29 protein-coding genes and 1 pseudogene are annotated in these 26,022 nt (G+C 65.7%); 19 read left to right on the forward strand and 11 right to left on the reverse strand.

Features of this window, described 5'->3' with window-relative positions; genetic code table 11:
- Positions 1 to 33: 33 nt before the first annotated feature.
- From ACP26O_RS30335 to ACP26O_RS30345, 3 genes are all read left to right on the forward strand, one after another.
- Positions 34 to 1,635, forward strand: coding sequence for a Re/Si-specific NAD(P)(+) transhydrogenase subunit alpha (locus tag ACP26O_RS30335; protein ID WP_175664589.1), 1,602 nt, complete (start codon positions 34 to 36; stop codon positions 1,633 to 1,635).
- A 13-nt stretch (positions 1,636 to 1,648) separates the two neighbouring features.
- Complete coding sequence (gene pntB / locus ACP26O_RS30340; RefSeq protein WP_166722394.1) at positions 1,649 to 3,061, forward strand: Re/Si-specific NAD(P)(+) transhydrogenase subunit beta; 1,413 nt, start codon at positions 1,649 to 1,651, stop codon at positions 3,059 to 3,061.
- A gap of 109 nt (positions 3,062 to 3,170) precedes the next feature.
- Positions 3,171 to 4,244, forward strand: a complete 1,074-nt coding sequence (locus tag ACP26O_RS30345; RefSeq protein WP_244099010.1) for an NAD-dependent epimerase/dehydratase family protein — start codon at positions 3,171 to 3,173, stop codon at positions 4,242 to 4,244.
- Positions 4,245 to 4,400: 156 nt separating this feature from the next.
- Here ACP26O_RS30345 and ACP26O_RS30350 read toward each other — a convergent pair whose 3' ends face one another.
- The 3 genes from ACP26O_RS30350 to ACP26O_RS30360 form a co-directional block, all read right to left on the reverse strand.
- Positions 4,401 to 5,447: an AraC family transcriptional regulator gene (locus ACP26O_RS30350; RefSeq protein WP_011660679.1), complete on the reverse strand. Its 1,047-nt coding sequence runs from the start codon at positions 5,445 to 5,447 to the stop codon at positions 4,401 to 4,403.
- A 127-nt stretch (positions 5,448 to 5,574) separates the two neighbouring features.
- Positions 5,575 to 7,209, reverse strand: coding sequence for an AMP-binding protein (locus ACP26O_RS30355; RefSeq protein WP_175664588.1), 1,635 nt, complete (start codon positions 7,207 to 7,209; stop codon positions 5,575 to 5,577).
- A gap of 64 nt (positions 7,210 to 7,273) precedes the next feature.
- Positions 7,274 to 7,414, reverse strand: a complete 141-nt coding sequence (locus tag ACP26O_RS30360) for a hypothetical protein (RefSeq protein ID WP_175664587.1) — start codon at positions 7,412 to 7,414, stop codon at positions 7,274 to 7,276.
- 114 nt (positions 7,415 to 7,528) lie between these two features.
- Here ACP26O_RS30360 and ACP26O_RS30365 point away from each other — a divergent pair, with 114 nt between their 5' ends.
- Entirely contained in the window at positions 7,529 to 8,629 is a 1,101-nt protein-coding gene (locus ACP26O_RS30365) for an AraC family transcriptional regulator (RefSeq protein ID WP_175664586.1), read from the forward strand.
- 26 nt (positions 8,630 to 8,655) lie between these two features.
- Here ACP26O_RS30365 and ACP26O_RS30370 read toward each other — a convergent pair whose 3' ends face one another.
- The 4 genes from ACP26O_RS30370 to ACP26O_RS30385 form a co-directional block, all read right to left on the reverse strand.
- On the reverse strand, positions 8,656 to 10,149 hold the full coding sequence (locus ACP26O_RS30370; RefSeq protein WP_175664783.1) for a sensor histidine kinase: 1,494 nt from the start codon (positions 10,147 to 10,149) through the stop codon (positions 8,656 to 8,658).
- 8 nt (positions 10,150 to 10,157) lie between these two features.
- Complete coding sequence (locus ACP26O_RS30375; RefSeq protein ID WP_175661091.1) at positions 10,158 to 10,868, reverse strand: response regulator transcription factor; 711 nt, start codon at positions 10,866 to 10,868, stop codon at positions 10,158 to 10,160.
- Positions 10,869 to 11,179: 311 nt separating this feature from the next.
- Positions 11,180 to 12,217 carry a LysR family transcriptional regulator gene (locus tag ACP26O_RS30380; RefSeq protein WP_011660684.1) on the reverse strand — a complete coding sequence of 346 codons (1,038 nt, stop codon included), beginning with the start codon at positions 12,215 to 12,217 and terminating at the stop codon, positions 11,180 to 11,182.
- Between the two features lie 84 nt (positions 12,218 to 12,301).
- Positions 12,302 to 13,045 carry an SDR family oxidoreductase gene (locus ACP26O_RS30385; RefSeq protein WP_175664585.1) on the reverse strand — a complete coding sequence of 248 codons (744 nt, stop codon included), beginning with the start codon at positions 13,043 to 13,045 and terminating at the stop codon, positions 12,302 to 12,304.
- Between the two features lie 205 nt (positions 13,046 to 13,250).
- Between ACP26O_RS30385 and ACP26O_RS30390 the strand changes: the two genes are divergently transcribed.
- Positions 13,251 to 14,741, forward strand: coding sequence for a PLP-dependent aminotransferase family protein (locus ACP26O_RS30390; RefSeq protein ID WP_175664584.1), 1,491 nt, complete (start codon positions 13,251 to 13,253; stop codon positions 14,739 to 14,741).
- Positions 14,742 to 15,068: 327 nt separating this feature from the next.
- Here ACP26O_RS30390 and ACP26O_RS30395 read toward each other — a convergent pair whose 3' ends face one another.
- A complete protein-coding gene (locus ACP26O_RS30395; protein ID WP_426284749.1) occupies positions 15,069 to 16,121 on the reverse strand; it encodes an RNA-guided endonuclease InsQ/TnpB family protein in 1,053 nt (350 codons plus the stop codon).
- Between the two features lie 92 nt (positions 16,122 to 16,213).
- Here ACP26O_RS30395 and ACP26O_RS30400 point away from each other — a divergent pair, with 92 nt between their 5' ends.
- Together ACP26O_RS30400 and ACP26O_RS30405 are read left to right on the forward strand one after the other, a co-directional pair.
- On the forward strand, positions 16,214 to 16,714 hold the full coding sequence (locus ACP26O_RS30400; RefSeq protein WP_011660687.1) for an Ohr family peroxiredoxin: 501 nt from the start codon (positions 16,214 to 16,216) through the stop codon (positions 16,712 to 16,714).
- A gap of 120 nt (positions 16,715 to 16,834) precedes the next feature.
- Positions 16,835 to 17,836, forward strand: a complete 1,002-nt coding sequence (locus tag ACP26O_RS30405; RefSeq protein ID WP_175664582.1) for a bestrophin family protein — start codon at positions 16,835 to 16,837, stop codon at positions 17,834 to 17,836.
- A gap of 84 nt (positions 17,837 to 17,920) precedes the next feature.
- Here ACP26O_RS30405 and ACP26O_RS30410 read toward each other — a convergent pair whose 3' ends face one another.
- Positions 17,921 to 19,471: a DHA2 family efflux MFS transporter permease subunit gene (locus ACP26O_RS30410; protein ID WP_175664581.1), complete on the reverse strand. Its 1,551-nt coding sequence runs from the start codon at positions 19,469 to 19,471 to the stop codon at positions 17,921 to 17,923.
- Positions 19,472 to 19,520: 49 nt separating this feature from the next.
- Complete coding sequence (locus ACP26O_RS30415) at positions 19,521 to 19,889, reverse strand: hypothetical protein (protein WP_175664580.1); 369 nt, start codon at positions 19,887 to 19,889, stop codon at positions 19,521 to 19,523.
- A gap of 120 nt (positions 19,890 to 20,009) precedes the next feature.
- Here ACP26O_RS30415 and ACP26O_RS30420 point away from each other — a divergent pair, with 120 nt between their 5' ends.
- From ACP26O_RS30420 to gfa, 5 genes and pseudogenes are all read left to right on the forward strand, one after another.
- Complete coding sequence (locus ACP26O_RS30420) at positions 20,010 to 20,510, forward strand: Ohr family peroxiredoxin (RefSeq protein WP_175664579.1); 501 nt, start codon at positions 20,010 to 20,012, stop codon at positions 20,508 to 20,510.
- A 179-nt stretch (positions 20,511 to 20,689) separates the two neighbouring features.
- On the forward strand, positions 20,690 to 21,169 hold the full coding sequence (locus ACP26O_RS30425) for a carboxymuconolactone decarboxylase family protein (protein ID WP_165754093.1): 480 nt from the start codon (positions 20,690 to 20,692) through the stop codon (positions 21,167 to 21,169).
- A 4-nt stretch (positions 21,170 to 21,173) separates the two neighbouring features.
- Positions 21,174 to 21,581, forward strand: a complete 408-nt coding sequence (locus ACP26O_RS30430) for a cupin domain-containing protein (RefSeq protein WP_011660693.1) — start codon at positions 21,174 to 21,176, stop codon at positions 21,579 to 21,581.
- Positions 21,582 to 21,982: 401 nt separating this feature from the next.
- Positions 21,983 to 22,141, forward strand: a pseudogene (locus tag ACP26O_RS30435) (S-(hydroxymethyl)glutathione dehydrogenase); the annotation flags it as partial.
- 22 nt (positions 22,142 to 22,163) lie between these two features.
- Entirely contained in the window at positions 22,164 to 22,739 is a 576-nt protein-coding gene (gene gfa / locus ACP26O_RS30440) for an S-(hydroxymethyl)glutathione synthase (protein ID WP_175664578.1), read from the forward strand.
- 194 nt (positions 22,740 to 22,933) lie between these two features.
- Here the strand turns inward: gfa and ACP26O_RS30445 are convergent, their stop codons facing one another.
- Positions 22,934 to 23,269 carry a hypothetical protein gene (locus ACP26O_RS30445; RefSeq protein ID WP_041491759.1) on the reverse strand — a complete coding sequence of 112 codons (336 nt, stop codon included), beginning with the start codon at positions 23,267 to 23,269 and terminating at the stop codon, positions 22,934 to 22,936.
- Positions 23,270 to 23,643: 374 nt separating this feature from the next.
- Between ACP26O_RS30445 and ACP26O_RS30450 the strand changes: the two genes are divergently transcribed.
- From ACP26O_RS30450 to ACP26O_RS30480, 7 genes are all read left to right on the forward strand, one after another.
- Complete coding sequence (locus ACP26O_RS30450; protein ID WP_011660696.1) at positions 23,644 to 23,847, forward strand: cold-shock protein; 204 nt, start codon at positions 23,644 to 23,646, stop codon at positions 23,845 to 23,847.
- A gap of 239 nt (positions 23,848 to 24,086) precedes the next feature.
- Positions 24,087 to 24,242, forward strand: a complete 156-nt coding sequence (locus ACP26O_RS30455) for a hypothetical protein (protein ID WP_012371974.1) — start codon at positions 24,087 to 24,089, stop codon at positions 24,240 to 24,242.
- Between the two features lie 338 nt (positions 24,243 to 24,580).
- Positions 24,581 to 24,865 (forward strand): hypothetical protein, encoded by a 285-nt coding sequence (locus ACP26O_RS30460; RefSeq protein WP_011660698.1) that lies wholly within the window; start codon positions 24,581 to 24,583, stop codon positions 24,863 to 24,865.
- Positions 24,866 to 24,911: 46 nt separating this feature from the next.
- Positions 24,912 to 25,121: a hypothetical protein gene (locus ACP26O_RS30465; protein ID WP_041491858.1), complete on the forward strand. Its 210-nt coding sequence runs from the start codon at positions 24,912 to 24,914 to the stop codon at positions 25,119 to 25,121.
- 33 nt (positions 25,122 to 25,154) lie between these two features.
- The gene (rpsU, locus tag ACP26O_RS30470) at positions 25,155 to 25,367 is read left to right on the forward strand and encodes a 30S ribosomal protein S21 (protein ID WP_006754722.1); all 213 of its coding nucleotides are present in this window, start codon (positions 25,155 to 25,157) and stop codon (positions 25,365 to 25,367) included.
- A 9-nt stretch (positions 25,368 to 25,376) separates the two neighbouring features.
- On the forward strand, positions 25,377 to 25,583 hold the full coding sequence (locus ACP26O_RS30475) for a hypothetical protein (protein ID WP_126223869.1): 207 nt from the start codon (positions 25,377 to 25,379) through the stop codon (positions 25,581 to 25,583).
- Positions 25,584 to 25,630: 47 nt separating this feature from the next.
- A complete protein-coding gene (locus ACP26O_RS30480) occupies positions 25,631 to 25,972 on the forward strand; it encodes a hypothetical protein (protein ID WP_050812322.1) in 342 nt (113 codons plus the stop codon).
- The last annotated feature ends 50 nt before the right edge of the window (positions 25,973 to 26,022 follow it).

Below are 26,022 nucleotides of genomic sequence, written 5' to 3' on the forward strand. Positions count from 1 at the left end.
GCAATGCAATGGCCATCACCCATCTTTCACACTATGACACTACAGATTGGGATTCCTCTGGAGACAGCCACCGGCGAACGGCGCGTTGCGACCGTACCCGAAGTGGTCGAGAAACTGATCAAGCTGGGGTTTTCGGTGGCCGTGCAAAGCGGCGCCGGCGCCGGCGCGAATTTTGACGACGATGCGTACCGCGCGGCCGGCGCGAGCATCGCCGCGTCGGCGGCCGAGCTTTGGTCCGGCAGCGACATCGTGCTCAAGGTACGCCCGCCGAGTGCCGACGAAGTCGCGCTGATGCGCGAAGGCGGCACGCTGATCGGCTTCGTGTGGCCCGCGCAGAACCCCGAACTGATGCAGCAGCTGGCCGCGAAACGCGCGACGGTGCTGGCGATCGATTCGCTGCCGCGCACGCTGTCGCGCGCGCAGAAGATGGACGCGCTCACGTCGATGGCCGGCATCAGCGGCTACCGCGCGGTGATCGAGGCCGCGCATGCGTTCGGCCGCTTCCTGAACGGTCAGGTCACGGCGGCCGGCAAGGTCCCGCCGGCCAAGGTCTTCATCGCCGGTGCCGGCGTCGCGGGCCTCGCCGCGATCGGCACGGCCGCGAGCCTCGGCGCGATCGTGCGCGCGAACGACACGCGCGCCGAGGTGGCCGATCAGGTCAAGTCGCTGGGCGGCGAGTTCGTCAAGGTCGACTACGAAGAGGAAGGCTCGGGCGGCGGCGGTTACGCGAAGGTGATGAGCGAAGGCTTCCAGCAGGCGCAGCGCGCGATGTATGCGCAGCAGGCCAAGGACGCCGACATCATCATCACGACCGCGCTGATCCCCGGCAAGCCGGCGCCGAAGCTGATCACCGCCGAGATGGTGCAGTCGATGAAACCCGGCAGCGTGATCGTCGACATGGCCGCCGAACAGGGCGGCAACTGCGAACTCACGGTGCCCGGCGAGGCAGTCGTGCGCCATGGCGTGACCATCGTCGGCTATACGGATCTCGCGTCGCGCCTGTCGCGGCAGTCGTCCACGCTGTACGGCACCAACCTGCTGCGCGTGATCGAGGAGCTGTGCAAGGGCAAGGACGGCACGATCAACGTCGACTTCGACGACGACGCGATACGCGGCCTCACCGTCATCAAGGAAGGCAACATCACCTGGCCGCCGCCGCCGATCAAGCAGGCGGTCGTCGCACCCAAGCCGCCTGCGGCCGCACCCGCCGCGGCCGCGCCGACAAAGTCCAAGGGCCACGGTCACAGCGGCGAGCCGATGTCGGCCAAGGCGCTCGCGATCGTGTTCGCGCTCGGCGCACTGGCGTTCCTGCTGGTCGGCCAGTTCGCGCCGGCCAGCTTCCTGTCGCACTTCACGGTGTTCGTGCTCGCGTGCTTCGTCGGCTACATGGTGATCTGGAACGTCACGCCGTCGCTGCACACGCCGCTGATGAGCGTGACCAACGCGATCTCGTCGATCATCGCGATCGGCGCGCTCGTGCAGGTCGCGCCGCCGCTGGGCGAGCTGGCCAATGCCGGCGACCGTCCGTCCGGGCTGATCCTCGGTCTCGCGGTGGGCGCGCTGACGCTCACGGCCGTCAACATGTTCGGCGGCTTCGCGGTGACGCGTCGCATGCTGGCGATGTTCCGCAAATAAGGGGACGACAACAATGACTTCCAACCTGACTACCGTCTCCTATATCGGCGCCGCGATCCTGTTCATCCTCAGCCTCGGCGGGCTGGCCAATCCCGAGACCGCGCGCCGCGGCAACCTGCTCGGCATGATCGGCATGCTGATCGCCGTGCTGGCCACCGTGGCCGGCCCGCGCGTGTCGGCTGCGGGCATTCCGTACGTGATCGCCGCGCTGGTCGTCGGCGGCGCCGTCGGCCTGTATGCCGCGAAGAAGGTGCAGATGACGCAGATGCCGGAACTGGTCGCGCTGATGCACAGCCTGGTCGGTCTCGCGGCCTGCCTGGTCGGTTTCGCGAGCTATATCGACACGTCGCTGCAGCTCACTGGCGCCGAGAAGGCGATCCACGAAGTGGAGATCTACGTCGGCATCCTGATCGGCGCGGTCACCTTCGCGGGCTCGATCATCGCGTTCGGCAAGCTGTCCGGCAAGATCGGCGGCAAGCCGCTGCTGCTGCCGGCACGGCACTGGCTGAACCTGGCCGCGCTGCTGATCGTGATCTACTACGGCCGCGCGTTCCTGCATGCGGAAACCATCCAGGACGGCATGCTGCCGCTCGTCGTGATGACGGTGTTCTCGCTGCTGTTCGGCGTACACATGGTGATGGCGATCGGCGGCGCGGACATGCCGGTCGTGGTGTCGATGCTCAACAGCTACTCGGGGTGGGCCGCGGCAGCCACCGGCTTCATGCTCGGCAACGACCTGCTGATCGTGATCGGCGCGCTGGTCGGCTCGTCCGGTGCGATCCTGTCGTACATCATGTGCCGCGCGATGAACCGCAACTTCATCAGCGTGATCGCGGGCGGCTTCGGCAGCGGCGCGGGCGCACCGGCGGCAGCCGGCGGCGCGGCGCAGCCGGCCGGCGAGGCGGTCGCGGTGAGCGCGATGGAAACGGCCGAGCTGCTGCGCGAAGCGAAGCGCGTGATCATCGTGCCGGGCTACGGGATGGCCGTGGCGCAAGCCCAGCACACGGTGTTCGAACTGACGAAGCTGCTGCGCGAAAAGGGTGTGGACGTGCGTTTCGCGATTCACCCGGTCGCGGGCCGCATGCCGGGCCACATGAACGTGCTGCTGGCCGAAGCGAAGGTGCCGTACGACATCGTGCTCGAAATGGACGAGATCAACGGCGACTTCCCCGAGGCCGACGTGTCGATGGTGATCGGCGCGAACGACATCGTGAACCCGGCCGCGCAGGACGACCCGTCGAGCCCGATCGCCGGCATGCCGGTGCTGGAAGTGTGGAAGGCGAAGACGTCGATCGTGATGAAGCGCAGCATGGCGTCCGGCTATGCGGGCGTCGACAATCCGCTGTTCTACAAGGACAACAACCGCATGTTGTTCGGGGATGCGAAGTCGATGCTCACTGAAATCTTCGGCGCACTGAAAGCCTGAGTGCGGCCTCGCGCGCGGAGCGGGCAGCCCGCCGCTCCCGCGCCGCGCCGCCTCCCCAGGCAGCGACAAGGCGGCATCATGTTCGACATCGTCCGTTACGGAACCCAAGATGATGAATATCGATACCGACCTGCCGGTGATGGTGACCGGCGCAACCGGCTACGTCGCGGGCTGGCTCGTGCAACGGTTGCTCGAAGCCGGCGTGACGGTGCATGCGGCCGTTCGTAATCCCGACGATCCCGACAAGCTCAAGTATCTGCAGCGCATCGCGGCCGGCCTGCCCGGCACGATCCGCTATTTCCGCGCCGACCTGCTCGAACCGGGCTCGTATGCGGACGCGATGGCCGGTTGCGGCACCGTGTTCCATACCGCGTCGCCGTTCACCATCACGGTTCGTGATCCCCAGAAAGAACTGGTAGACCCGGCGCTGCTCGGCACGCGCAACGTGCTCGACACGGTGAACCGCACGCCGTCGGTCCGGCGCGTCGTGCTGACCAGCAGCTGCGCCGCGATCTACGGCGACAACGCCGACATCGACGCGGTGCCGAGCGGCGTGTTCACCGAGGCGAACTGGAATACCAGTTCGTCGCTGACGCATCAGCCGTATTCGTATTCGAAGACGGTGGCCGAACGCGAAGCATGGCAGATCGCCGGCGCGCAGCAGCGCTGGCGTCTCGTGACCATCAACCCGTCGCTCGTCATCGGGCCGGGCATCAATCCGTACGCGACGTCGGAGAGCTTCGAGATCGTCCGGCAGATGGGCGACGGCACGATGAAAATGGGCGTGCCGGATCTCGGCATGGGCGCGGTCGACGTCCGCGATGTCGCCGACGCGCACCTGCGGGCCGCGTTCCTGCCGGACGCGAACGGCCGCTACATCGTGTCGGGTCACAACACGAGCCTGCCGGCGATGGCGGCGACGCTGCTCGAACGGTATGGCGCCGACTACCCGATCCCGCGACGCATCCTGCCCAAATGGCTCGTGTGGTCGATCGGCCCGCTGGTGAACAAGGGCGTGACGCGCCGCGTCGTCGCCCGCAACGTCGGACTGCCGTGGCGCGCCGACAATGCCCGCAGCCGCAACGAACTCGGGATCCACTACCGCCCGCTCGCCGAGTCGATGAACGACTTCTTTCAGCAGCTGATCGAAACTGGACAGTTGCGGCGAGGAGCCGCTTCGTGATTTCAGCGGGCCGGTAGGTCATGCTGGTCGGCCGCGGCGTGCGCGTCGACGAATGGCTGCCGCCCCCCCACGCACGATCATTCGCGCACCAACGGGAGCCATCCATGGGATCGCACGAAGGATGCCGGTTATGGGAGCGAGGTTGAAAAAACCGCGCTACGCGCGCCGCCGGTAAGTCCCCGGCGTACTCCCCGTCCAGTGCCGGAATGCGCGATGAAACGCGCTCGGATCGTCGAAGCCGATGTCGGCGCCGATCGCCGCGATCGTGTCGAGCGTATCGGTGAGCCGCTGGATCGCGATGTCGCGCCGCAGTTCGTCCTTGAGCGCCTGGAACGTCGTGCCTTCGGCGGCCAGATGGCGGCTCAGCGTGCGCACCGAGCAATGCAGATGCTCGGCCGCCTCGTCGATCACCGGCAGGTCGGGCAGCGCCGCCGACAGGTATTGCCGCACGCGATGGCACACGAGCTGTTCGCTGAACGATTCGAAAATCCAGTCGCCCGGCGCGCGCGCGAGGAACTTGCGCAGGTTGCGCTTGCTCTGCCGGATCGGCGCGTCGAGGTAGTCGGCACTGAAGCGCATCAGCGTGCGTTCGCAGTCGAACTGCACGGAGCCGGAGAAGAAGTACAGGTGTTCGACCGCATGGCGCGGCCGCGGACACGCGAGCTCGATCCGCAGCAGCGGGATCTTCTGCCCGATCAACCAGGAACACACGCCGTGCACGAGCTTGAGCATCAGCTCCTGGCCGAGCGCGCCGATCGGGCCGATGGCCGGGTTCGGTCGCAGCAGCACTTGCGCGACCAGGCCGTCGCGTTTCGATTCGACGAAGAAGTCGTCGAGCAGGATATGGAAGAACTGGCCGAAACGATGCAGCGCCGTTTCGAGGTTGCGCGCATCGAGCAGGCTCAGGCACAGGTACTTCAGCGTGCCGCCGCGCAACGGGCGCGAGAAGATGCCCGGCATCTCGTCGTCGAGATCGATCGCGAGCGTGCGGTACAGCGTCGAGAACTGCTCTTCCGTCACGCGCGCATGCGGCTCGCCGAGCAGCTCGAGCGGGATGCCGGCCCCGCGCAGGTAGCGCTCGACCACGTCGCGCTGCGCGCCCGCGCTCGCCAGAAAACCGTTGACGAGCGAGATCGGCACCGTCGCGCTCGGCGACGGCAGCGCACGCCCGGGCTGGGCGGAAGGTGAGTCTGAACCGGTCATCGCGTCCCCGTCGGTCGAACCGCCCGCATTGTACTTGAGCGGCCCGGACCGGACTCTCGGGGCTTGCGCCGGTACGCCGGCACGCCGGTACGCCGGCCCGCATGTCGGCCGCGGCGCGTCGGCGCCATCAATCCGCGCGGCTGAGTTCCCGGCGCAGGATCTTGCCGACCGTCGACTTCGGCAGCCGGTCGATCAGGCGGATCAGCTTCGGCACCTTGTACGCGGCGAGGTTCGCGCGGCAATGCGCGACGATCTGCGCGTCGGTCAGCGCAGCGTCCGATGCGGGCACCACGAACAGCTTGACGGCCTCGCCGGTGCGCTCGTCCGGCACGCCGATGCACGCGCATTCGGCGACGCCCGGCAACGCGGTCGCCACCGCTTCCACCTCGTTCGGGTACACGTTGAAGCCCGACACGATGATCATGTCCTTCTTGCGGTCGACGATCTTCAGGAAGCCGGCCGCGTTGAACACGCCGATGTCGCCGGTACGGAAGTAGCCGTCCGCGGTAAACGCGGCCGCGTTCGCGTCCGGCTTGCGCCAATAGCCGCCCATCACCTGCGGCCCCTTCACGCAGATCTCGCCCGCTTCGCCGATCGCCACCTCGCGATCCTGGTCGTCCAGCAGCTTCACGTCGGTCGACGGCAGCGGCAAGCCAGTCGTGCCCGTGAACGCGTCGATCGACTGCGGGTTGAACGTGACCACCGGCGACGTCTCCGACAGCCCGTACCCTTCGCGAATGAAGTTGCCCGTGACCGCCTTCCAGCGCGCGGAGATCACGTCGATTACCGCCGCGCCGCCGCCAGCCGACAGCTTCAGCCGCGACCAGTCGACCTCGTTCAGCCGCGGCTGGGCCACGAGCCCCGCATACAGCGTGTTGACGCCGACGAACACCGTCGGCCGCGCAGCCTTCAGCACGTCGATGAAGCCGTCCATGTCGCGCGGATTCGCGACGAGCCAGTTCTCCGCGCCGATCGCGAAGTAGGACAGGAAGTTCACCGTCAGCGCGAAGATGTGATACAGCGGGATCGCCGTGACGATGACCTCCTCGCCCGGCCGCCGCGAATCCGGCACGATCGCGCCGAACTGCTCGATGTTCGCGACCAGGTTGCGATGCGACAGCGCGGCACCCTTCGACAGCCCGGTCGTGCCGCCCGTGTACTGCAGCAGCAGCAGATCGTCGCCGCCAAGCGCGACCGGCTCGACCGCGAGCGACTCGCCCGCGGCAAGCGCATGCGCGAGTGCGATCGAGCCCGGCGGCAGCGCGTCGCACGCGCCGGCCGGCGCATCGACGACGCCGAGATCACCACGGCCCACGCTCAGCACGGTTCGTATGCGCGTCCTGCCGACCACGTCGGCGAACGTGCCCATCGATCCGCCGCACACCACGGCCACTTCGACGCCCGCATCGTTGAGCTGATGTTCGAGCTCGTGCGCGGTGTAGAGCGGGTTCACGTTGACCTGGATCGCGCCGATCCGCGCGAGCGCGACGAACACCACCGGAAAGGCGAGCACATTGGGCAGCATCACGGCCACGCGGTCGCCCTTGCGTACGCCCGCGACCTGCTGCAGGTACGCGGCCAGCGCGGTCGACAGGCGGTCGACGTCGGCATAGGTAAGCGTGCGGCCGAACGCGCGAAACGCGGGGCGCGCCGCGAAGCGGCGCATGGCGTCGTCCAGCAGCGCGGTTACGGAAGGATGGCGATCGGCATCGATCTCGGCGGGGATCGAGCCATACGAGCCGATCCAGTGTCTCTTCGTCATGTTCTGCTCCTCGGGGGACGGCGCCGGGCAGCGCCGTTCGCACAGCGGCCCGCGCACCGTATGGTCAAAAGCCGCCGCCTGACCGGCGACTATCGCCCGCCATCGCGGCTTTGAAAATGATCCGGGCGGTCGAAAAGATGATCGAAACGGACACGCGGGCGTGCGGCGGCCCGCCTGCCGCCGCTTCCGTTCGTGCATCGGCCATGCCGTATTCATCCGTGCGTACGCCAGTGCATCAGGGTGAACCCTATGGCGGCCCAACGCGTTCCGGCGCAGAATCGCGCACCGGAACGATATCGAATCGGACGTAGAACCCGCCATGCCGCGCAGTGCGCTCTTGAAACCGACGGCCACCGGCTCCGCGTCGCTGCCCGACGCCCCGCCCGCCCACGTGTCGCGCGAGAAGCGCTTCTCGCCGGCCAAGCTGGCCGTGCTCGTCGGCGTCGCCCGGGAACTCGGCGTCGATCCGTCCGCCGTGCTGGACGGCACCGGCCTGTCGCCGGACGCCGTCACCGATCCGTTCACGCTCACGTCGTCGCGGCAGTTCCTGAGCGCCGCGCGCAATGCGCTCGACCGCTACGACGGCACCGATCTCGGCGTGCGCGTCGGCCGCCGGCTGCATGCGTCGAGCTACGGGATGTACGGCTACGCGATGCTGTGCTCGGAATCGCTCGCGCATGCGTTCGATTCGGCCGTCAAATATCACCAGCTCGCGAACGGGATGCTCGCGATCCGCTGGGTCGAACAGGGCGACACCGCGTCGTGGCTGTTCCCGGATCCGCACGAAGCCGCGCTGCCCGAGCCCGACCTGCCGCTGTACCGCTTCCTGATCGACATGCAGTTCGCGCTGCACGTGACGGTCATCAAGGACGTGATGGGTGCGTGGTGCGTGCCGGCCCGCGCGCAGTTCGCGCAGCCGCGGCCGGCGCACGCGGCGCAGCTCGCCGACGCGCTCGAATGCCCGATCGCGTTCGACCAGCCGCACCATGTGTTGAGCTACCCGGCCGCGTGGCTCGCCCGCGCGCCGCAGCTCGCGAACCCGATCACCGCAGCGCAGGTGTCGTCGCACTGCGCGCGCCTGCTCGACGAACTGCGCAGCCAGGCCGGCATCACGCGGCGCGTGTACCAGGAACTCACGCGCACGCCCGGGCAGTTCCCGGACATCGACGCGATCGCCGACACGCTGTGCATGACGTCGCGTACGCTGCGCCGCAAGCTCGACGCCGAAGGCACGTCGTACAGCGAGCTGCTGACGAGCGTGCGCAAGGCGCTCGCGATCGACTACCTGAGCACCACGACGCTCAGCACCGAGGACATCGCGCTGACGCTCGGCTTCAGCGATGCGGTCGGGTTCCGCCACGCGTTCAAGCGCTGGACCGGCACGACGCCGAGCGACGTCCGGCGCAAGCGCGGCCGGTAAGCGCGCGGGCAGATCGCAGCCGGGTTTCAACGCGTTTCGCCCGGCGCCGGATGCGCGACCGGCAGCGCGAACTCGAACACCGCGCCGCGTCCGTCCCGATCGACGAGCCGGATCCCGCTTCCATTGAGCACCAGCATCCGGTGCACGATCAGCAGCCCGAGCCCGCCGCTCGTCGCCGCGCCGCCGCTCATCGGCCGCTGCGGCCGTTGAAACAATCCTTCGCGCCGCGCCTGCGGAATCCCTTCTCCGGTATCCGACACGGTCACCACCACGCGATCGTCCTGCGGCGTCAGCGCCACTTCGACTTCGCCGTGCTGCGGCGTGTGCCGCAATGCGTTGTCGAGCAGGTTGGTCAGCACGCGCTCGATCATCCCGAGATCGGCCGAGACGACCGGCACGCGCGGCGGGATCCGCGCATGCAGCGCGATGCCGCGCGACTGCGCGGCCAGCTCGAACTTCTGGAACACGTCCTGCACGAGATCGACGAGCGAGAACGGCTCACGCTCGGCCTGGACGCCGCCCGATTCGAGCCGCGCGAGTTCGAACAGCGCCTGCGCGAGCCGGCCGACCTTCGTGCTCTGCGCGAGCGCGATCGACAGGTAGCGGCGGCGCTCGGTCTCTGCGAGCGTGTCGGACTTCAGCGACAGCGTCTCCAGATAGCCGTGCAGCGACGTCAGCGGCGTGCGCAGGTCGTGCGAGATGTTCGTGATCAGTTCGCGCCGTTGCTGGTCCTGGCGCGTCAGCGCGCGCCACTGTTCGCCGATCCGGTCGGCCATCTGCGCGAACGCGGATTCGAGCACCGCGATGTCGTCGCCGCGCCGCCCCGGCGGCGAGCGCGGCACCGCCGGCTGCGTGTCGGGCGCGCCGTTCGCGTCGAAGCGGCGCATCGCGTCGGTCAGCCGGCGCAGCGGGCGCGTGATGAAGCTGAACGCGGTCAGGCCGGCGAGCAGGCCGAGCAGCGCGACGACCGCCATCAACCACAGCGTCGTGCGCAGCACGTTGCCGGCGTCGACGCGCGCGACCAGCCGGTCGTGCGCTTCGCCGAGCAGCACCACGTAGATGTAGCCGGACGGCGGCTGTCCCGCGCGCTGCAGCGGCGCGGCGCTGAACACCTTGCGCGCGTCGGGGCTGCGCGGGTCGTCGCCGAGGATCGGCAGCGGGTCGCCCGCGATGAAGCGCTGCACCGGCGCGAGATCGACGCGGTCGCGCTTCACGTGGCCCGGCGGCGCGTCGTCGCCTTCGATGCGCCCCGCGTTGTCGAGCAGGTACACCTCGACGCTCGGGTTCACGCCCATCAGCTGGCCGAACAGCGTGCGCACGGCGTCCGGGCGCAGCCCGTTCGCGTCCATCAGCGGCGTACTGCTCGCGATGTGCGCGGCGAGATCGCGCGACAGGCCCTGCACCACTTCCTTCTCGCGCATGTCGTTCGCACGGATCTGCAGCCAGGCCGACGCGCCCGAGCACGCGAGCAGCAGCACCGCGAACACGCACGACAGCCGCTGGGTGAGGGTCAGTTTCATCATGCGTCTCACTGGTCCGGCGCGGCGAGCTTGTAGCCGCGTCCCCACACGGTGAGGATCCGCACGGGCTCGGCCGGATCGGCCTCGACCTTCGCGCGCAGCCGGTTGATGTGGGTGTTCACCGTGTGTTCGTAGCCTTCGTGCTGGTAGCCCCACACCGCGTTCAGCAGGTCCATCCGCGAGAACACCTTGCCCGGGTGCCGCGCGAAGAAATACAGCAGGTCGAATTCGCGCGGCGTGAGGTCGATGCGCGTGCCGTCGACGCTCGCTTCCCGCGCGATCGGGTCGATCGACAGCCCAGCTACGTCGAGCGTGCCCGCGTCGATCCGCGAATCGCGCGCGAGCGCGTCGACGCGCCGCAGCAGCGCCTTGACCCGCGCGACGAGTTCCAGCACCGAGAACGGTTTCGCCAGATAGTCGTCGGCGCCGAGCTCGAGGCCGAGGATCCGGTGGACCTCGCTCGAGCGCGCGCTGGTGATGATGATCGGCGTGTAGCGCGCCATCGCGCGGGCGCGCCGGCAGATTTCCAGGCCGTCGACGCCGGGCAGCATCAGGTCGAGGATCAGCGCGTCCCAGTTGCCCTGTTCGAGCAGGCGCAGGCCTTCCGTCCCGTCCGCGCTGTGCACGACTTCGTAGCGCTCGTCGCGCAGGTGCAGGCTCAGCACGTCGGCGATGTCGGCGTCGTCTTCGACGATGAGGATGCGTTTGGGGTGGTCCATGGCGGTCGGCGGCGGCACGTCGGTCGGGGGCTCACGGTTGGTGCGAAGGTTCTTTCCGGCGCCCTCTCCGGGCCGGCAGGCCGGCCTGCCGGGGAAGGCGAATGGCGGCAACAACGCCGCGCTGTCGCCATTGTGCAAAATTTTGCCGGCGGCAGGGGTCACAATTCGTTTAAGTTTAAATCGCGCCCGTGACGTGAGCCCATGCCGGCAAGGCTATCCGATCCAGCCCCGGAGCATCCGAAACGAGCAACGCACGCCCGGCTTCCCGCACTGCAATGCGATTGGACGGCCGCCCGTCCGTCACGCATGCTTCAAGCCGCCAGCCCCGCGGACGGAACCGCCTGCATGTCAGGATTGAACCGGGTCATGCAATTGAGATCGAGCGCGCGAATCTGCTCGGTCATGAAGTCGACGAAGATCCGGATGCGCGTCGGCAGATGCTGCCGGCTCAGATAGCAGATGTAGTGGCCGCGATCCTCCGGCACATGCTTCGCCAGTGCGACGACGAGCTCCTTCGACGCGAGATGGTCGCGAATCTGATAGCCCGCCATCTGCGCGATGCCCGCTCCGTTCAGCACCGAGCGCAACACCAGATCCGCGTCGTTGAACGTGAGGCGCGACGTCGGCAGGTACTTTTGCATGCGACCGTCGACATTGAACTCCCATTCGAACACGCGACCGCTCGCGAAGCGGAAATTGATGCATTCATGCCGGTCGAGATCTTCGATGCGCTGCGGGAGGCCATGCCGCGCGACGTACGACGGCGCCGCGCAGAGCGCCATCTGCATCGGAATCAGTTGCCGGGCGATGATGCTCGAATCCTCGATGCGCCCGTTGCGGAACGACACGTCGATCCGCTCCGACACCAGGTCGATCGGCCGGTCGTCGAGCAGCAGATCGATGATGATGTCCGGGTACGCCTGCGCGAATTTTTCCAGCAGCGGCGCGACGATCTTCCTGCCGAACCCCACGGCCGAGCTGATGCGGATGAGGCCGCGCGGCGGCCCCTGCCGCAACTCCAGCATGTCGTTCATGGCTTCCACGATCTGTGCCACGCCCTGATGGCAGTTCTCGTAGAATCGCCGGCCTTCGCACGTCAGTTCGGTCGTGCGGGTGGTGCGCTGGAACAGCCGCGTGCTCAACTGCGCCTCCAGCTTCTGCACGTTCCGGCTCACGGCCGGCCGTCCGACGCCGAGCCGTTCGGCGGCCTTGGTGAAGCTCCCCTCGCTCGCCACGGCAACGAAGGCGAGGATGCCTGCATAGCTGGCACCAAAGCTCGCGGACAGCGCATCGGCGCGACCGGTCAGGTCGCGACGCACGCCGTGCTCCGATGGTTCCGAATGGTTCATTTCCGCTGCCCCCAAGAGATGCCGATCATTCCGGTTGCCCGCCGCCGGCGAGTGTCGGCGAACCGCCGCGTGTGCGAACGCGACTCAGCGCGCGGCGAGCCACGGCTCGAGACCGATGCGGCCGAGCCGAGCGGCCCCGAGCGGCACCAGCGATTTTTCCTCGACGCGGCCGCCGTAGTAGCGGGCGTCGCGATCGGTCACCACCGCACGCGTGTCGCCGACCGACTTCAGATAGCGTGCGACGATCTCCGCGAACGGCGCGCGATCCGGGCCCGCGATCTCGATCGTGCCGTTCTGCGGCGCGGCGAGCGCGGTCTGTGCGACGAATGCCGACACGTCTTCCGCGGCGATCGGCTGAAACAGCCCGTCGCCGATGCGGACCGTGCCGTCTTCCGCGCCGGCATCCGCGATGCCGCCGATGAATTCCATGAATTGCGTCGCGCGAACGATGGTGTACGGAACGCCCGCCGCTTCGATCGCCTGTTCCTGCGCGACCTTCGCCGCGAAATAGCCGTTCTCCGGCATGCGGTCGCAGCCGACGATCGACAGCGCGACGTGATGGCGCACGCCTGCAGCCACTTCCGCCTTGCCGACATTGCGTGCCGACGTGCGGAAGAAGTCCAGCACCGCCTGCGGCTCCCACGACGGCGCATTCGCCACGTCCACGACGACGTCCGCGCCCGTCAACGCGTCGGCCAGGCCTTCGCCCGTGATGATATTGACGCCGGTACTCGGCGACGCGGCCAGCACCTGGTGGCCGGCTTCGCCGAGCAGCGTGACGACACGCGAGCCGATCAGGCCCGAACCACCGATGACAACGATCTTCATCGCAAAATCTCCTGACGAATGGATTGCATTGGACTGCTAGAGGTACGCGACGGCGTCGGATCCGCTGAAAGGCGGCCGTAACCTCGCATCACGTGCCGCAATTGTGGAAGAATCATGTCCTATCTCATAAGTGCCAAGAATCGTCGATCGGACTGGTCCATACCGCGTCTGTTCCTGTCCTGTTCACGCTACCCGAGAGACCGTGATGTCTGCGCCGACACCCCCGCTTGCCATCGAAATCGACCGGCACCACCAGTTGCCCGTCTATCTGCAGATTTGCGAGCGGTTCAAGGCCGCGATCGCCGCCGGTCATCTGCGTCCCGGCGATCGCGTGCCCGCGCTGCGCGGCCTGGCGACGCAACTGAACACCGCGCGCGGCACGGTCGAACAGGCGTACACGATCCTGGTCGACGAGGGCTATCTGCAAATGCGCGGCGCGGCGGGCACGTTCGTCGCGCCGTCGCTGCCGGCCTCGCTGACGCAGCCGCCGCCCGCGCGCGCCGACCTGCAACATGCGTCGCTCGCACCGGACGTCAATCCGCCGCCACGGCGAGCGCAGCCGATCGCCGTCGCGCTGAGCGGCGAGCCGCGCCCGCTGCAACCGGGGCTCCCCGCGCTCGACGCGTTTCCGCGCAAGGTCTGGCACCGGCTCGTGTCGCAGCGCGCGCGCAGCAGCGAACGCGCACTGCTGGCCTACCCGAATCCGGCCGGTTACCGGCCGCTGCGTGAACACATCGCGACCTATCTGACGCTGTCGCGCGGCGTCACCTGCGTGCCGGAACAGGTGTTCGTCACCGGCGGCTACCGCGCGACGCTGGAACTCGTGCTGCGCAGCCTCGCACGCGCGGACGAGCGCGTGTGGTTCGAGGATCCCGGCTATCTGCTCGCGCGCGGGTTCCTGTCCGAGACCGGCATACAACTCGTCCCCGTGCCGGTGGACGCCGACGGGATCGACGTCGAGCGCGGCATGCAGCTGGACGCGCAGGCACGCTTCGCGCTGGTGACGCCGTCCCATCAGAGCCCGCTCGGGCATACGCTGTCGCTGTCCCGCCGCATCGCGCTGCTCGACTGGGCCGAAAAAATGTCGGGGTGGATCGTCGAGGACGACTACGACAGCGAGTTTCGCTACCTCGGCCGCCCGCTGCCCGCGTTGAAGAGTCTCGACCGGCGCGATCGCGTGATCTATTGCAGTACCTTCAGCAAGGCGATGTATCCCGGTTTGCGGCTTGCCTACGCGGTCGTGCCGGAGCGCGCCGTGGAGCGCGTCGAACGCGTGGCGTGCAGCATGAATGCCGGTTCGCCGCCGCTGCTGCAGGCGGCACTGGCCGATTTCATCGAACAGGGGCACTTTGCCCGGCATCTGAAGCGCATGCGCGCGTTGTACGGCGAGCGCCGCATGCTGATCGTGCATGCATTGCGTCAGGCGTTCGGCGAGCGGCTGATCGTCGAATTGCCGGTGGGCGGCATCCAGTTCGCGGTGCGATTCACCGACGGGCCCGACGGGCCGGTCGACGACGTCGCCGTCGCCGCACGCGCGCGCGAGGCCGGGCTCGCGGTCGTGCCGCTGTCGATCTGGTATACAAATAGCCACACGCCGCTCACGCCGCGCGGCCTCGTCATCGGGTTCGCGAACATCACCGATGCAGACGAAGCGCAACGTCACGCAACAGCGCTGCGCGCCTGCCTCGGCCGCTGACGCGCGGCCCGCAGCCAGGTGGCACGTCACGGTCCTGCGTCACGGCACCCGATTGGTGTCCGACGGGAAACATTGAATCGCCCACGACGGCCATACCGCCGCCAGGTGCGCTCCGCTAGCATGGACGCGTCCTTCTCCGTGGACGAACCCGGATTCGGGCTGCACCGGAAGATCGCCGCATTCCGCATACGATCGTTCGCTCCACCTGTTCGTGAAGACGCCATCTGCCCGGGCCGTGCAGCCCCCTTCGCAACACGCTTCGACACATGAACGACGGGGATCGAAGCGTCGCTGAACTCGAGCACGCATCTTGACGTCCTCACCCGCCTAAAGGTAGGTGATTCCCACACCTGGCGATGCACGTCCGCATCGGAGAATGTTCAGCGCAGCGTTGGTATCTCGATCATGCTCGACACCACATTCACTACAGGCCCACTCTCTCATTCGCAGTCCCGCGATACCTTTCGGCCGCGTCGTGCTGTCTTTCGATCCGCACGCCGAACAGGACTGGGTGGAACCGCTTTCGTCGACTTCCTCAAACGTGGCTCCGTGCGCGATCGCTTTGTAACGGAGCTTGCTTCGGAAGGACGACCAGGATGCGTCGTAGACGCTCTTCGCCATCCTGGTTCTGGCGAGCTTCGCGGCCGACACGTTGCCGACCGCGATGTAATCGAAACGCCGCACCAGATCGAGCGCGAGCTTGTGCTGGAAATCGGCACGGGCATTCGCGACCTTGGCGTGCAACTTCGCGATATGTCGCTTGTGCTTTCGCGCCCGTTGAGCTTTCGCCAGCTTTTCCGCCGCACGTCGGCCGAATCGGTCATTGGGCAGCTTCTCGCCGGTCGAAAGTGTGGCGAAGTCTTTCAGGCCGAGATCGATGCCAACACCGGAACGGACCGGGCGGGCCTGCACATCGGGCATCTCGATCACGATGTTGAGAAACCAATTGCCGCGTGCATCCTGCGCAAAGTTGGTCCCATCCTTGATCTTGCCTTCGGGAAGCGCCCGGCTGTGGAATACCCGAAACGTGTTGCCGGCAAAACGAAACGCATCGCCTTCGCGCTTCAGGTCACGCCCCTTCAGCGGCACCCAGCCCAGCGATTTCCTGCCGCGATAGCGCAGGTAGGGCCGACGGTGCTGACTGCGCGACTTCGCGTATTGCTCGCACGTCGCGTTGATCGTGCCGGAGTGGATGCCGAGCGCCTTGCTGCTGCCGGTCGTCAGCACGTTCAGATCGAATCCCGTCGGCCACTTCTTGCTCCACTTGAGCGCGTGCTTCTGCGTGTCATTGCAGAAGTTCCAGACGTAGTTCACCGCACGGCTCTGCTTGTTGAGCAGTCCGTTGAGCGACTTCACCCGGTAGCGGTAGACAAGAATCATGCCGGTGATCCTAACCCGTGGAAGAAGCTGCCTGTCAACAGCACTCCTTTCCTTCCCGCCATCAATGGCGGGGTTTCTCGGAGCAAATTCTGATGAATGACAACAAGCTGCAGGCCCCTCCGCTTTCCCTCCTCGACAGGTATCGAGGCCGGGAATTCCAGCCGCTCTATACGACGAGCGTCACCGTGTCCGGTGGCGAGACCGGACACGGCCGCGCCTCCGGCGTCGTGCGCTCGGACGACGGGAACCTCGCCGTCGATCTGCGCCTGCCCGCCGAGTTCGGCGGGCCCGGCAACGGCACCAACCCCGAGCAATTGTTCGCGGCGGGCTTCGCCGCGTGCTTTCACGGTGCGCTGAACCTGCTCACGCAACGCGCCGACATCGAACCCGCCGATACGGTCGTGGAAGTGCGGGTGTCGTTCGGCCGCGATCCGATGGACGGCGGCCATGCATTGCTCATCGACGTCCAGGTGCGGATGCCCGGCGTGGATCGAAGCATCGCGGAAGAGCTGGTTCGAGCCGCGGAACGCCTGTGCCCGTATGCCAAGATGGCCAGACAAGGCACCGTCAATATCGTGACCGTCGTCGACTGACGCGACGCCCGTCGGGCGGTAGCAGCACCTGTCCGCTGAAGACCTTCGTTGCTGCTCCCTCGCGCGTGGCCGCTGCGCTGTGCCTTCGGGGCACGCTGAGTCCTCGATGAGGCAAATGAAATGCATCTCGGAAAATCGTACAAGCTGTCGGAGTTCCTGATCTGGACTCGCTGGAACATCTACGAGCTTCTCGTGTTCGGGACTGTGCCGGTCATTCTGTACAAGTTCCTGTGCGTCACCTGGTTGTCGATCCCGCTGACGATCGTGGTTCTGCTCGGAACCGCGACGTCGTTCATCGTCGGCTTCAAGAACGTGCAGACGTACAACCGCGCAACGGACGCACTGGATATCTGGACCGAAATCGTGAGCAAGAGCCGTCGCTGGGGCCAGCTCGCGCGCGATTTTGCCGGCGACGAAGCGATTTCCCGCACGCTGATCGATCGGCACCTCGGATGGCTGACCGCGCTGCGATACGACCTGCGTCGGCCTCGGGTCTGGGAAAGCACGAGCAAACGCTACAACGCGGAATACCGCCGGTTCTATCGCGTGCCGGAGTGGGAACAGGACATCGCGGACGTGTTGCCGAACTACCTGTCGCCGTCAGAAACGGCACAGGCGCTCTCTTCCGCGTCCATTTCGACATGCGTGCTGAACCTGCAATGCAGTGCGCTCAAGACACTTCACGCGGCCGGTCAGCTGAATACGAGCTTCTACATGGAGCTTCACAAGACGATCGGGGATTTCATCGCGCTCCAGTCGAGATCGGAGCGTTTCAAGAACTTCCCGTATCCGCGCCAGTACGCGACCGTCAGCTCGCTGTTCGTCCGGTTCTTCTGCCTGTCTCTTCCGTTCGGTCTTCTGAACGAATTCAACCGGCTCAACGATGGCGTGACCGGCTTCATGCACGGCAACATGGTATGGCTGGTGGTGCCATGCAGCGTCGCGGTGTCGTGGATGTATACGTCGCTCGATCAGGTCGGCGAAGGCACCGAGAATCCGTTCGAAGGCGGTGCGAACGACGTTCCCATTTCGACGTTGTGCGGCACGATCGAGCGCGATCTGAAAGCGATGCTCGGAGAACCGGCCGGCCAGCCGTGCGGCCACACGGTCATCGCGCTATAGGGAACCGGGCGGTTTCTTGCACGCATCGGGCCGAAGGCGGCGCCATGCCCGGTTCCCCTCCGTACGATTGCCTGCGGCCCCCGTTCAGTGCGCGCCGCCCGCCATGCCGCCGCCCTTGGCGGGCTTGGTGAGCCAGACCAGCGGCACGATCATGATGAAGATGATCGACGACAACCAGAAGATATCGTTCAGCGCGAGCATCGCGGCCTGGGCATTCAGCGTGCGTTCGAAGAACGTCGTGGCCTGATCCGCGCCGCCGCCGAGCGTCGCCTGCAGCTGGGCGATGGCACTCGCATAGGCCGGGTTGTTCACGCTCGATTGCTCGGCGAGCCGCGCATGGTGCAGGATCGTCCGGTCGTTCCATCCGGTCGAGATCAACGACGTGCCGACGCCGCCCGCGAACACACGCACGAAATTGGACAGGCCGGCGGCCGCCGGAATGCGCTCGGCGGGCAACCCCGACAGAATGATCGCGGTCAGCGGCGTGAAGAACAGCGCCATCGGAATACCCTGCAACAGCGTCGGCAGCACCAGCGTATAGGGGTCGACGCCCGTCGTGTAATGCGAGCGCATGAAGAACACGCCCGCAAAGCCCAGGAAGGCCAGCGTCGCGAGCACCCGCGCGTCCGACTTCGGCATGATCTTCGCCATCAATGGCGCCAGCATCACGGCAAAGATCCCGAGCGGCGCCGTCACGAGTCCGGCGTCCACCGATCGATAGCCGAGATAGCCCTGAATCCATTGCGGCAGGATCACGAGGTTCGAGAAGAACACCGCGTACGCGACCGAGATCGCAATCGTGCCGCCGCGAAAATTGCGCAACGCGAAAAGGCGAACGTCGACGATCGGGTTTCCCTCCGTGAACTCCCAGATCAGGAAGAACAGGAAACTGATGGCGGCGATGACGGCAAGCGCGCAGATCACGGGCGAACTGAACCAGTCGAGGTCCTTGCCTTTGTCGAGCATGATCTGCAGCGTCGCGACCCACACGATGAGCGACATCAGCCCGACCTTGTCGATCGGGACCTTGCGCACCTGCGTCTCGCGGTCGCGATAGATCATCCACGTGACGCCGGCCGCGAACAGGCCGACGGGAATGTTGATATAGAAGATCCACGACCAGCTGTAGCTATCAGTGATCCAGCCGCCCAGCGCGGGGCCGGCGATCGGGCCGACCGTCGCGGTCATCGACCATAGCGCGAGCGCGGTGGCGCTTTTCTCCTTCGGATACGAACCGAGCAGGATCGCTTGCGACAGCGGAATCAGCGGCCCCGCGACGACGCCCTGCAAGACGCGTGCGGCGAGCAGCACGAGCAGGTTCGGCGCGACTCCGCACAACCACGACGAAAACACGAACAGCACGATCGCGGCCACGAACAGCCGGATCTGCCCGACGCGCTGCGTGAGCCAGCCCGTCAGCGGAATCGCGACGGCATTGGCCGCCGAGAACAGCGTGATCACCCACGTGCCTTCGTCGACGGAGACGCCGAGGTTGCCCGAGATGGTCGGAATCGCGACGTTGGCGATCGACGAATCGAGCACGTTCATGAACGTCGCGAGCGCGACGGCGAGGGTCGCAAGGATCAGTTTTCCGCCCGTCAGCGGCGGCGGTGAAGGTTTCGTTGAGGACTGCATCTGGCTTCACTCCAGAGTAACGACCGCGCCGGCGTATCGATCCGGCCGGTCAGTCGATGGGATCGACCGGCGCGCGACAGTCACGCGCACCGGGTCGACGGTTCAGCTGGCGCGCGGGGGGCGTGGCGGGTGGCGCCATCGAAAACCGGATGCCTCGATCGCCTTGCCGTGCCGGAATACTAGGAGCGGCATTCATGCGCAGATAGACCTGCGTCGGAACACTTTCCCGTTCCTCATCGACACCAATCGGTCGCGCCACTGCAGTGGTGGAAAAGATCGATGCGCCCTCGCGCCCGTCGCGCTCACCGTATTGGTACGGAGTAGGCAACACCATGCATCCCAAGCTGATCTGGTCCGGCGGCGCGTCTTTGCCTAGCATGGCAAAGAGCGCGTCGGCCATCGTTGGAATGGCGGTCATCGGGATCGAGTTGCCGGCAGGGCCTGCACCCTTGCGCCGATGCGCGTCGACGCACCACGCACCGTCCGGACACGCAAGGTTCGGAACGTTCGCGTTCGCCGATCACAGACCGGGAGAGATATGGAGAACGAGAGGTTGCAACCTCCGCCGCTGACACTGCTCGACAAATACCGGGGGCGGGAATTCGCCCCGCTCTACACGACGACGGTCACCGTGTCCGGCGGCGAAGCCGGGCACGGCCGTGCTTCCGGCGTCGCGCGCTCCGACGATGGCTGTCTCGTCCTCGATCTGCGATTACCGACCGAACTCGGTGGCCCGGGCGGCGGGACCAACCCCGAACAGTTGCTGGCCGCCGGCTACGCCGCGTGCTTTCACGGCGCGCTGAGCCTGCTCGCGCAACGCGACCGGATCGATATTCGCGACGCCACCGTAGCCGTCGAAGTGACGTTCGGTCGTGATCCGATGGATGGCGGATATGCGCTGATCGCGAATGTCACCGTCCGCATGCCGGGTATCGACCGGCAGGTCGCGGAACGTCTGGTGCGCGACACGGAGCGCCTGTGCCCCTATACGAAGATGGCGCGGCAGGGCATCTGCAATATTCTCACGGTGTCGGCGTGACCGAATCTCGCCGACATACGTGGCGAACGATTGGTGCCGACGCGACAACAGAGTGCGCACGCGCCCGGTACTACTGGCACGCGAGACGCGCGATTACGATGGCTGCCAAGCGGGTCGTGCGATCGATCGCGATACGCAGGGCCGGCGGTACCCGCTTCCACAAATCAGGAGAACGGATCATGACGCAACGTATCAACTACTTTCAGCAATCGCCGGAATTCACCAAGAAACTCGTCGAGCTCGACGGGTTGTTTCAAAAGACGACGATCGAAGTGCCGGTCCGCGAGCTCGTCGAGATTCGCGCATCCCAACTGAACGGCTGCGCGTTCTGCGTCGACATGCACGTCAAGGCGGCCCGGATTCACGGCGAGCGCGAACTGCGCATGCATCACGTCGCGATCTGGCGCGAGTCGACGCTGTTCTCGCCGCGCGAGCGCGCCGCGCTCGCATGGACCGAAGCGCTGACGCATCTTCAGTCGGATGGCGTGCCGGATGAGCTCTACGAACGCGTGCGGACTCACTATTCCGAGAAGGAGCTGTCGGATCTGACGTTCCTCGTCGGTGCGATCAACTGCTGGAACCGGCTGAATGTCGCGTTCCGCATCGTGCCCGGATCGTTCGACAAGATGTTCGGGCTCGACAAGGCCAACCTGGAGTAACGACATGAAACGCATCATGCTCACTCTCGCGCCGCTTACGCTGTCGCTGTTGATGCCCGTGCAGCCGGCCGCCGCCGCCGCACCGCAAGCCAAGGTTACGACGCTGACCACGGAGCCGTTGCCCGAGTATCCGGGCAAGGAGGCCGAGATGATCGTCGTCGATTATCCGCCCGGCAGCGTCGATCCCGTTCATCGTCACGACGCGCACGCATTCGTCTATGTGCTCGACGGCAGCATCGTAATGGGCCTGAACGGCGGGAAGGAGGTCACGCTTCACGCCGGCGACACATACCACGAAGGCCCGAAGGACATCCACACGGTCGGACGAAATGCCAGCAACACGAAGCCGGCAAAATTCGTCGTGTTCATGATCAAGAACCAGGGTGCGCCGATCCTCACACCCGTGAAATAGCGGGATTATCGTGGAGGCCCGGCGACGCCGGGCCCCGCTCCGCTTGCTTAGCGCATCGGAAGCCTGCTCGCGATCCGGCGCGCGAGCTGCGCGGCGCAAGCGGCTCCATGCAGCCGTTTGCACCGCCGCATCACGACGCGTCCTTGGCGACGTCGACGTCTTTCGTCAGGCCACCGTCGTTCTCCCGGCACGATGATTCCGGAATCGGGACATCGCCGGGATACTCCCCACCAGTATCCGTCATATACTCCCCCCCAGTTTCTGACAAACCACGAGAGGCGACCTAAAAGGCGCAGAATCGTGGCGTGTTCTTGCGTGCGCGCACGTCGTGCAAAAAAGGGCAGATCGATGCGTTCGCGCGTGCCGGAGCACCGCGCCGAATACGGATCGATCTTTCCGGCAAGCGCCGCTCGCAATTACCCGGCATGGTCGAGGACGCAACGAACGGCAAGGTTCAGCTTGCGCCGTTCGTGACACACGCGAAATCGCTCTCCGACATCAACGAAGCATTCGCTCCGATACGCAACGGGAAGTCGATCCGAGCCGTCGTTCACCAGTGAAGCATCGCAAAGGAGCATGAACATGTCCGTCGCCATTCATCCCGCCGTCGATCGCGGCATTCAAAAGGGCGCCGCCGATTTCGCGGGCGGTACGCTGCGCTGCCAGTGCACACCGGATCCGGTCGAGGTTCGGGTCGATGCGCAGGTCGCATTCAATCACGCGTGCGGCTGCACGAAGTGCTGGAAGCCGGCCGGCGCGCTGTTTTCCGTCGTGGGCGTCGTGCCGCGCGACAAGGTCACCGTGACCGCACATGGCAAGAAACTGCGCGTCGTCGACGACAAGGCGTTGATTCAGCGCCATGCGTGCTCCGCATGCGGCACGCACCTGTTCGGCCGCATCGAAAATGCCGACCATGCGTTTTATGGCCTGGATTTCATTCATACCGAGCTGTCGCCGGATACCGGTTGGGACGGGCCCGGTTTCGCTGCATTCGTGTCGTCGATCATCGAGAGCGGCACGCCACCGTCACTGATGGCGGACGTGCGCGACACGCTGCGCGCCAAAGGGCTCGAGCCCTACGATTGCCTGAATCCGCCGCTGATGGATGCGCTCGCGACGCAAACGGCGAAAGCCAAGGGGACATACCGGGAGGCTTGATTTCATCGCCACGGGGCGATGCGCTGCGGGAAGCTGCGCGTCGCGCCCCATCGTGGCGCTCGCGCGCACCGCGGTGCCGCTTTCAACGGCACGGACCACCGCTGTCCAAATTACAGTGGCGTTTTCGATTCCGGCGCGGCCTCGACGAGCAGCACGTACCGGACGGCGATTCTCTCCTTCGCACCGACCGGCACCTAATTCTCGGGCGCCGATGGAAGCGGAATCCAGTGCGTGTATCCGGACTGCGCGTTCGCCACGTCCTCGAATGAAGCGACCACCGCGAATCCTTCCGGAGTCCAGGCCAGCACGTTAAGCGCCTGATCGGCATCCAGGCGCGTCGGACAGTGCTGACTCGTCCTGATCCAGCTCTGGCTTTTGCGTGCGCCCTGCCACCCATCCCATGCAGCGGCCACGCGCGTGCCCCGGACGTAGCCGTCCTGGTCACGAACCCGGTTGACGACGTCGGCGCGATATTCGCTAGGCGTATCGCGAAACCACCATTGCTCAAACAGCTCTCGTTCGGTTCTCACAGACGCCTCCCCACACAGTGTTGCGTCGAGCTCAATACGCAAGTGAGCCGGCGCTGATTTCATCAGACGTCGAGCATTCGCTGTTCCCGCACCGCGGCTACGGTCGTCGCAACGGCTTGTCCGTCCACTGCACCGGCGACGCTCAAACTGGCCCGAAATCCGTCAGAAACGCACCCGGGCCATCTCTCACCCTCGACCGAAAAGGCTTGACACCTCTGTCGCCGCCGCGTACTGTCGGCCGTGAAGTATTCAAGAAGCGCGACTGCTGCTCATCATCGACCGCGAACTGCGGTATTCGTTGTCCTTTCCCTCCTTGATTATTTTCCCGCGTCCATTCGTGGCGCATCCGTTCGTCTATTCTCAGGAGATCTAATATGGATACCGGTACTGTCAAGTGGTTCAACGACGGCAAAGGCTTTGGCTTCATCACGCCCGATAAAGGTGGCGACGATCTGTTCGCGCACTTCTCCGAAATTCGCGGCGACGGTTTCAAGACGCTTGCCGAAGGCCAGAAGGTGAGCTACGAGACCAAGAACGGCCCCAAGGGCCTGCAGGCAGCGAACATCACCCCGCTGTAACCGTCTCAAGCCTCGACTTCGCGCAAGGAGCGGCGCATTGCCGCCGCTCCTTGTGTCATGCACGGCCTCGCGGCGCCACGCGCCTCGAGGCCGGCTCGACTGGTCCGTCCGCTTCGCAGGGAGACATTGAACCTGCGCGCAGGCAGATGCCCGTCATGGTGCGCGTGTTCGACCGCGCATCCGGGCCCGGACCAGCCATCCTCGCAGGATCGCGCACGCGACGCAGCAGGAGAATTTCCATGACCCAATATCAGTCCCGCGGCAACAAGGCGCCTCCGCGTACCAAGCAGCCCCCGATGCTGCCGAAGCTCGGCACGGCGTTGAACTGGGTGCCGCCGAAAGAGTCCTCGATCACGAAGACGCAGCAAAAAAAGCGCACGACGTCTGCGCAATAGCGTCGAATCGCGGCTGCACAGGCAGCGGCGACCATCTCGCAACCTGTTGCGGCGCGGGGCGAAGACGGTCACGATCCGTCACCACGCGCGTGCCGGTTGCGGCACGTAATACCGAATAAGTTGAAGGCCCGACGAACGATGCGCGTATGATGGGCTTATCCGAGCGATCACCCGCCCTCCGAGCGCTCCCCCTTCACTACCGCGCGCTTTGTTGCATCCCCTCCGCCGCGCTGCAATTTTGTCCCTTTCACCCCCGCCGGTCCGCCCGACAATGGACGGACCTTGGCCGGACGAGTTCGACCGTGCTTTTCGCCGCGGCCGAACGACAGGAGTTTGTCATGAGCATGCATTCCTACCGTGGATTCGAGATCTATCCACTGATTTACCCGCACGTACCGGCAGCGAATGGTGCTCCGCACAACTACGATGCCGGCTTCGACGCAGCAGTCAGGATTTGTCTTCGCGGTGCGACGGACACGCAGACGCAAAGCCAGACGTACCGGCTTCGCGACAACGCGCCGTTCGGTACGGCCGGTGACGCACGTCGCGCATCGGTGCGCTATGCCGAGAACATCATCGACGACAATCGCGAAACACACGCGTTCCTGTCGAACGCAGGCTGAGGCGGCTACCCAGCCGATGCGATGCATCGGCAATCTGGAGAGCAACATGGTCATTGACGAACTACTCGCATTGATCGGACGGCACGAGGTTACGTGGGCCGACACGATCTCGCTTGCCGGAATCTCTGATTCGGCTCTGTGTCACCAGCAAGAGTTGCAAATGTACGGCGCGATACGCGCGCTATCGATCGGTGCCGGACACTCGGAATTCGAGTCCGACGAGATAGCGAGCGCCGTCATGACGCGGCTCGGCTAACTTCATATTCGAACCTTCTAAAACAGGGCAACCATGACAACCGTCACACTGAAAGTCAACGAACCGATCGATGTCGCACTGCGCCGATTCCGCCGCGACATCGAGAAAACCGGGTTGATTCGCGAGCTGCGCAGTCGCACCGGCTATGAAAAGCCGACGACGGAACGCAAGCGCAAAAAGGCCAGTGCCGTTGCCAGGCAGCGCCTGCGCGCGAAGCGCATGTTGCCCCCGCGCAAAATGTACTAGGAGCGCATCGTGTCCAACCTGCCGGCCGATGCCCCACCGTTTTTCCCGTTGACGAAATGCCAGGTGGATTTCGATCGACAGAAAGACATGGTGACGCTACTGCCGAGCTTCTATGCGTTCGGCTGTGAGTACACCAGCCGCGGCCTCCTGATCGGCCGGGACGATGCCTTCAAATTGATTGCAGCCATCGAGAAAGCGCTCAGCGTGCAGAGCTGAGCCGCCGGCGCGGACGCTTCACAAGCATCAAAAGCAGAAGACCAACCATGCGCGTCGCGACCCGGTACGTGGACTTGCTCTGTTTCCTTGTTGCCCTTCAACTGGTCACCAAAAGGAAAACGCGCGAGTGGTTGTCGCCGTTTCAGCTCGTGGAATCACTGCAGGCGTGGCTTGTCGTCCATCGCGCGAAATGCGAATGGCGCGATCGTGTCTGGATAGGGCACGCGTCTCTTCAGATCGCGAAATCGGTCCACGCCGTGGATGACCCTCCGCTGCCGGAGCGGCTTCCGGGCGTGGAAGACGACTCGACGGCCCGCCCCCGAGGCGCGATCGCCAATCGGTCGGGCCTGCGGATAAAGTGCATTCGCTACCTTCGAGAGCATATCTGACAGTGGCGCGCGCACGGCCGCGTACCCCGCGACAACCCTAAACCTGGAGG

Origin of the sequence: Burkholderia sp. R-40 (assembly GCF_049942845.1) — a bacterium.
GTDB classification, from domain to species: domain Bacteria; phylum Pseudomonadota; class Gammaproteobacteria; order Burkholderiales; family Burkholderiaceae; genus Burkholderia; species Burkholderia ambifaria.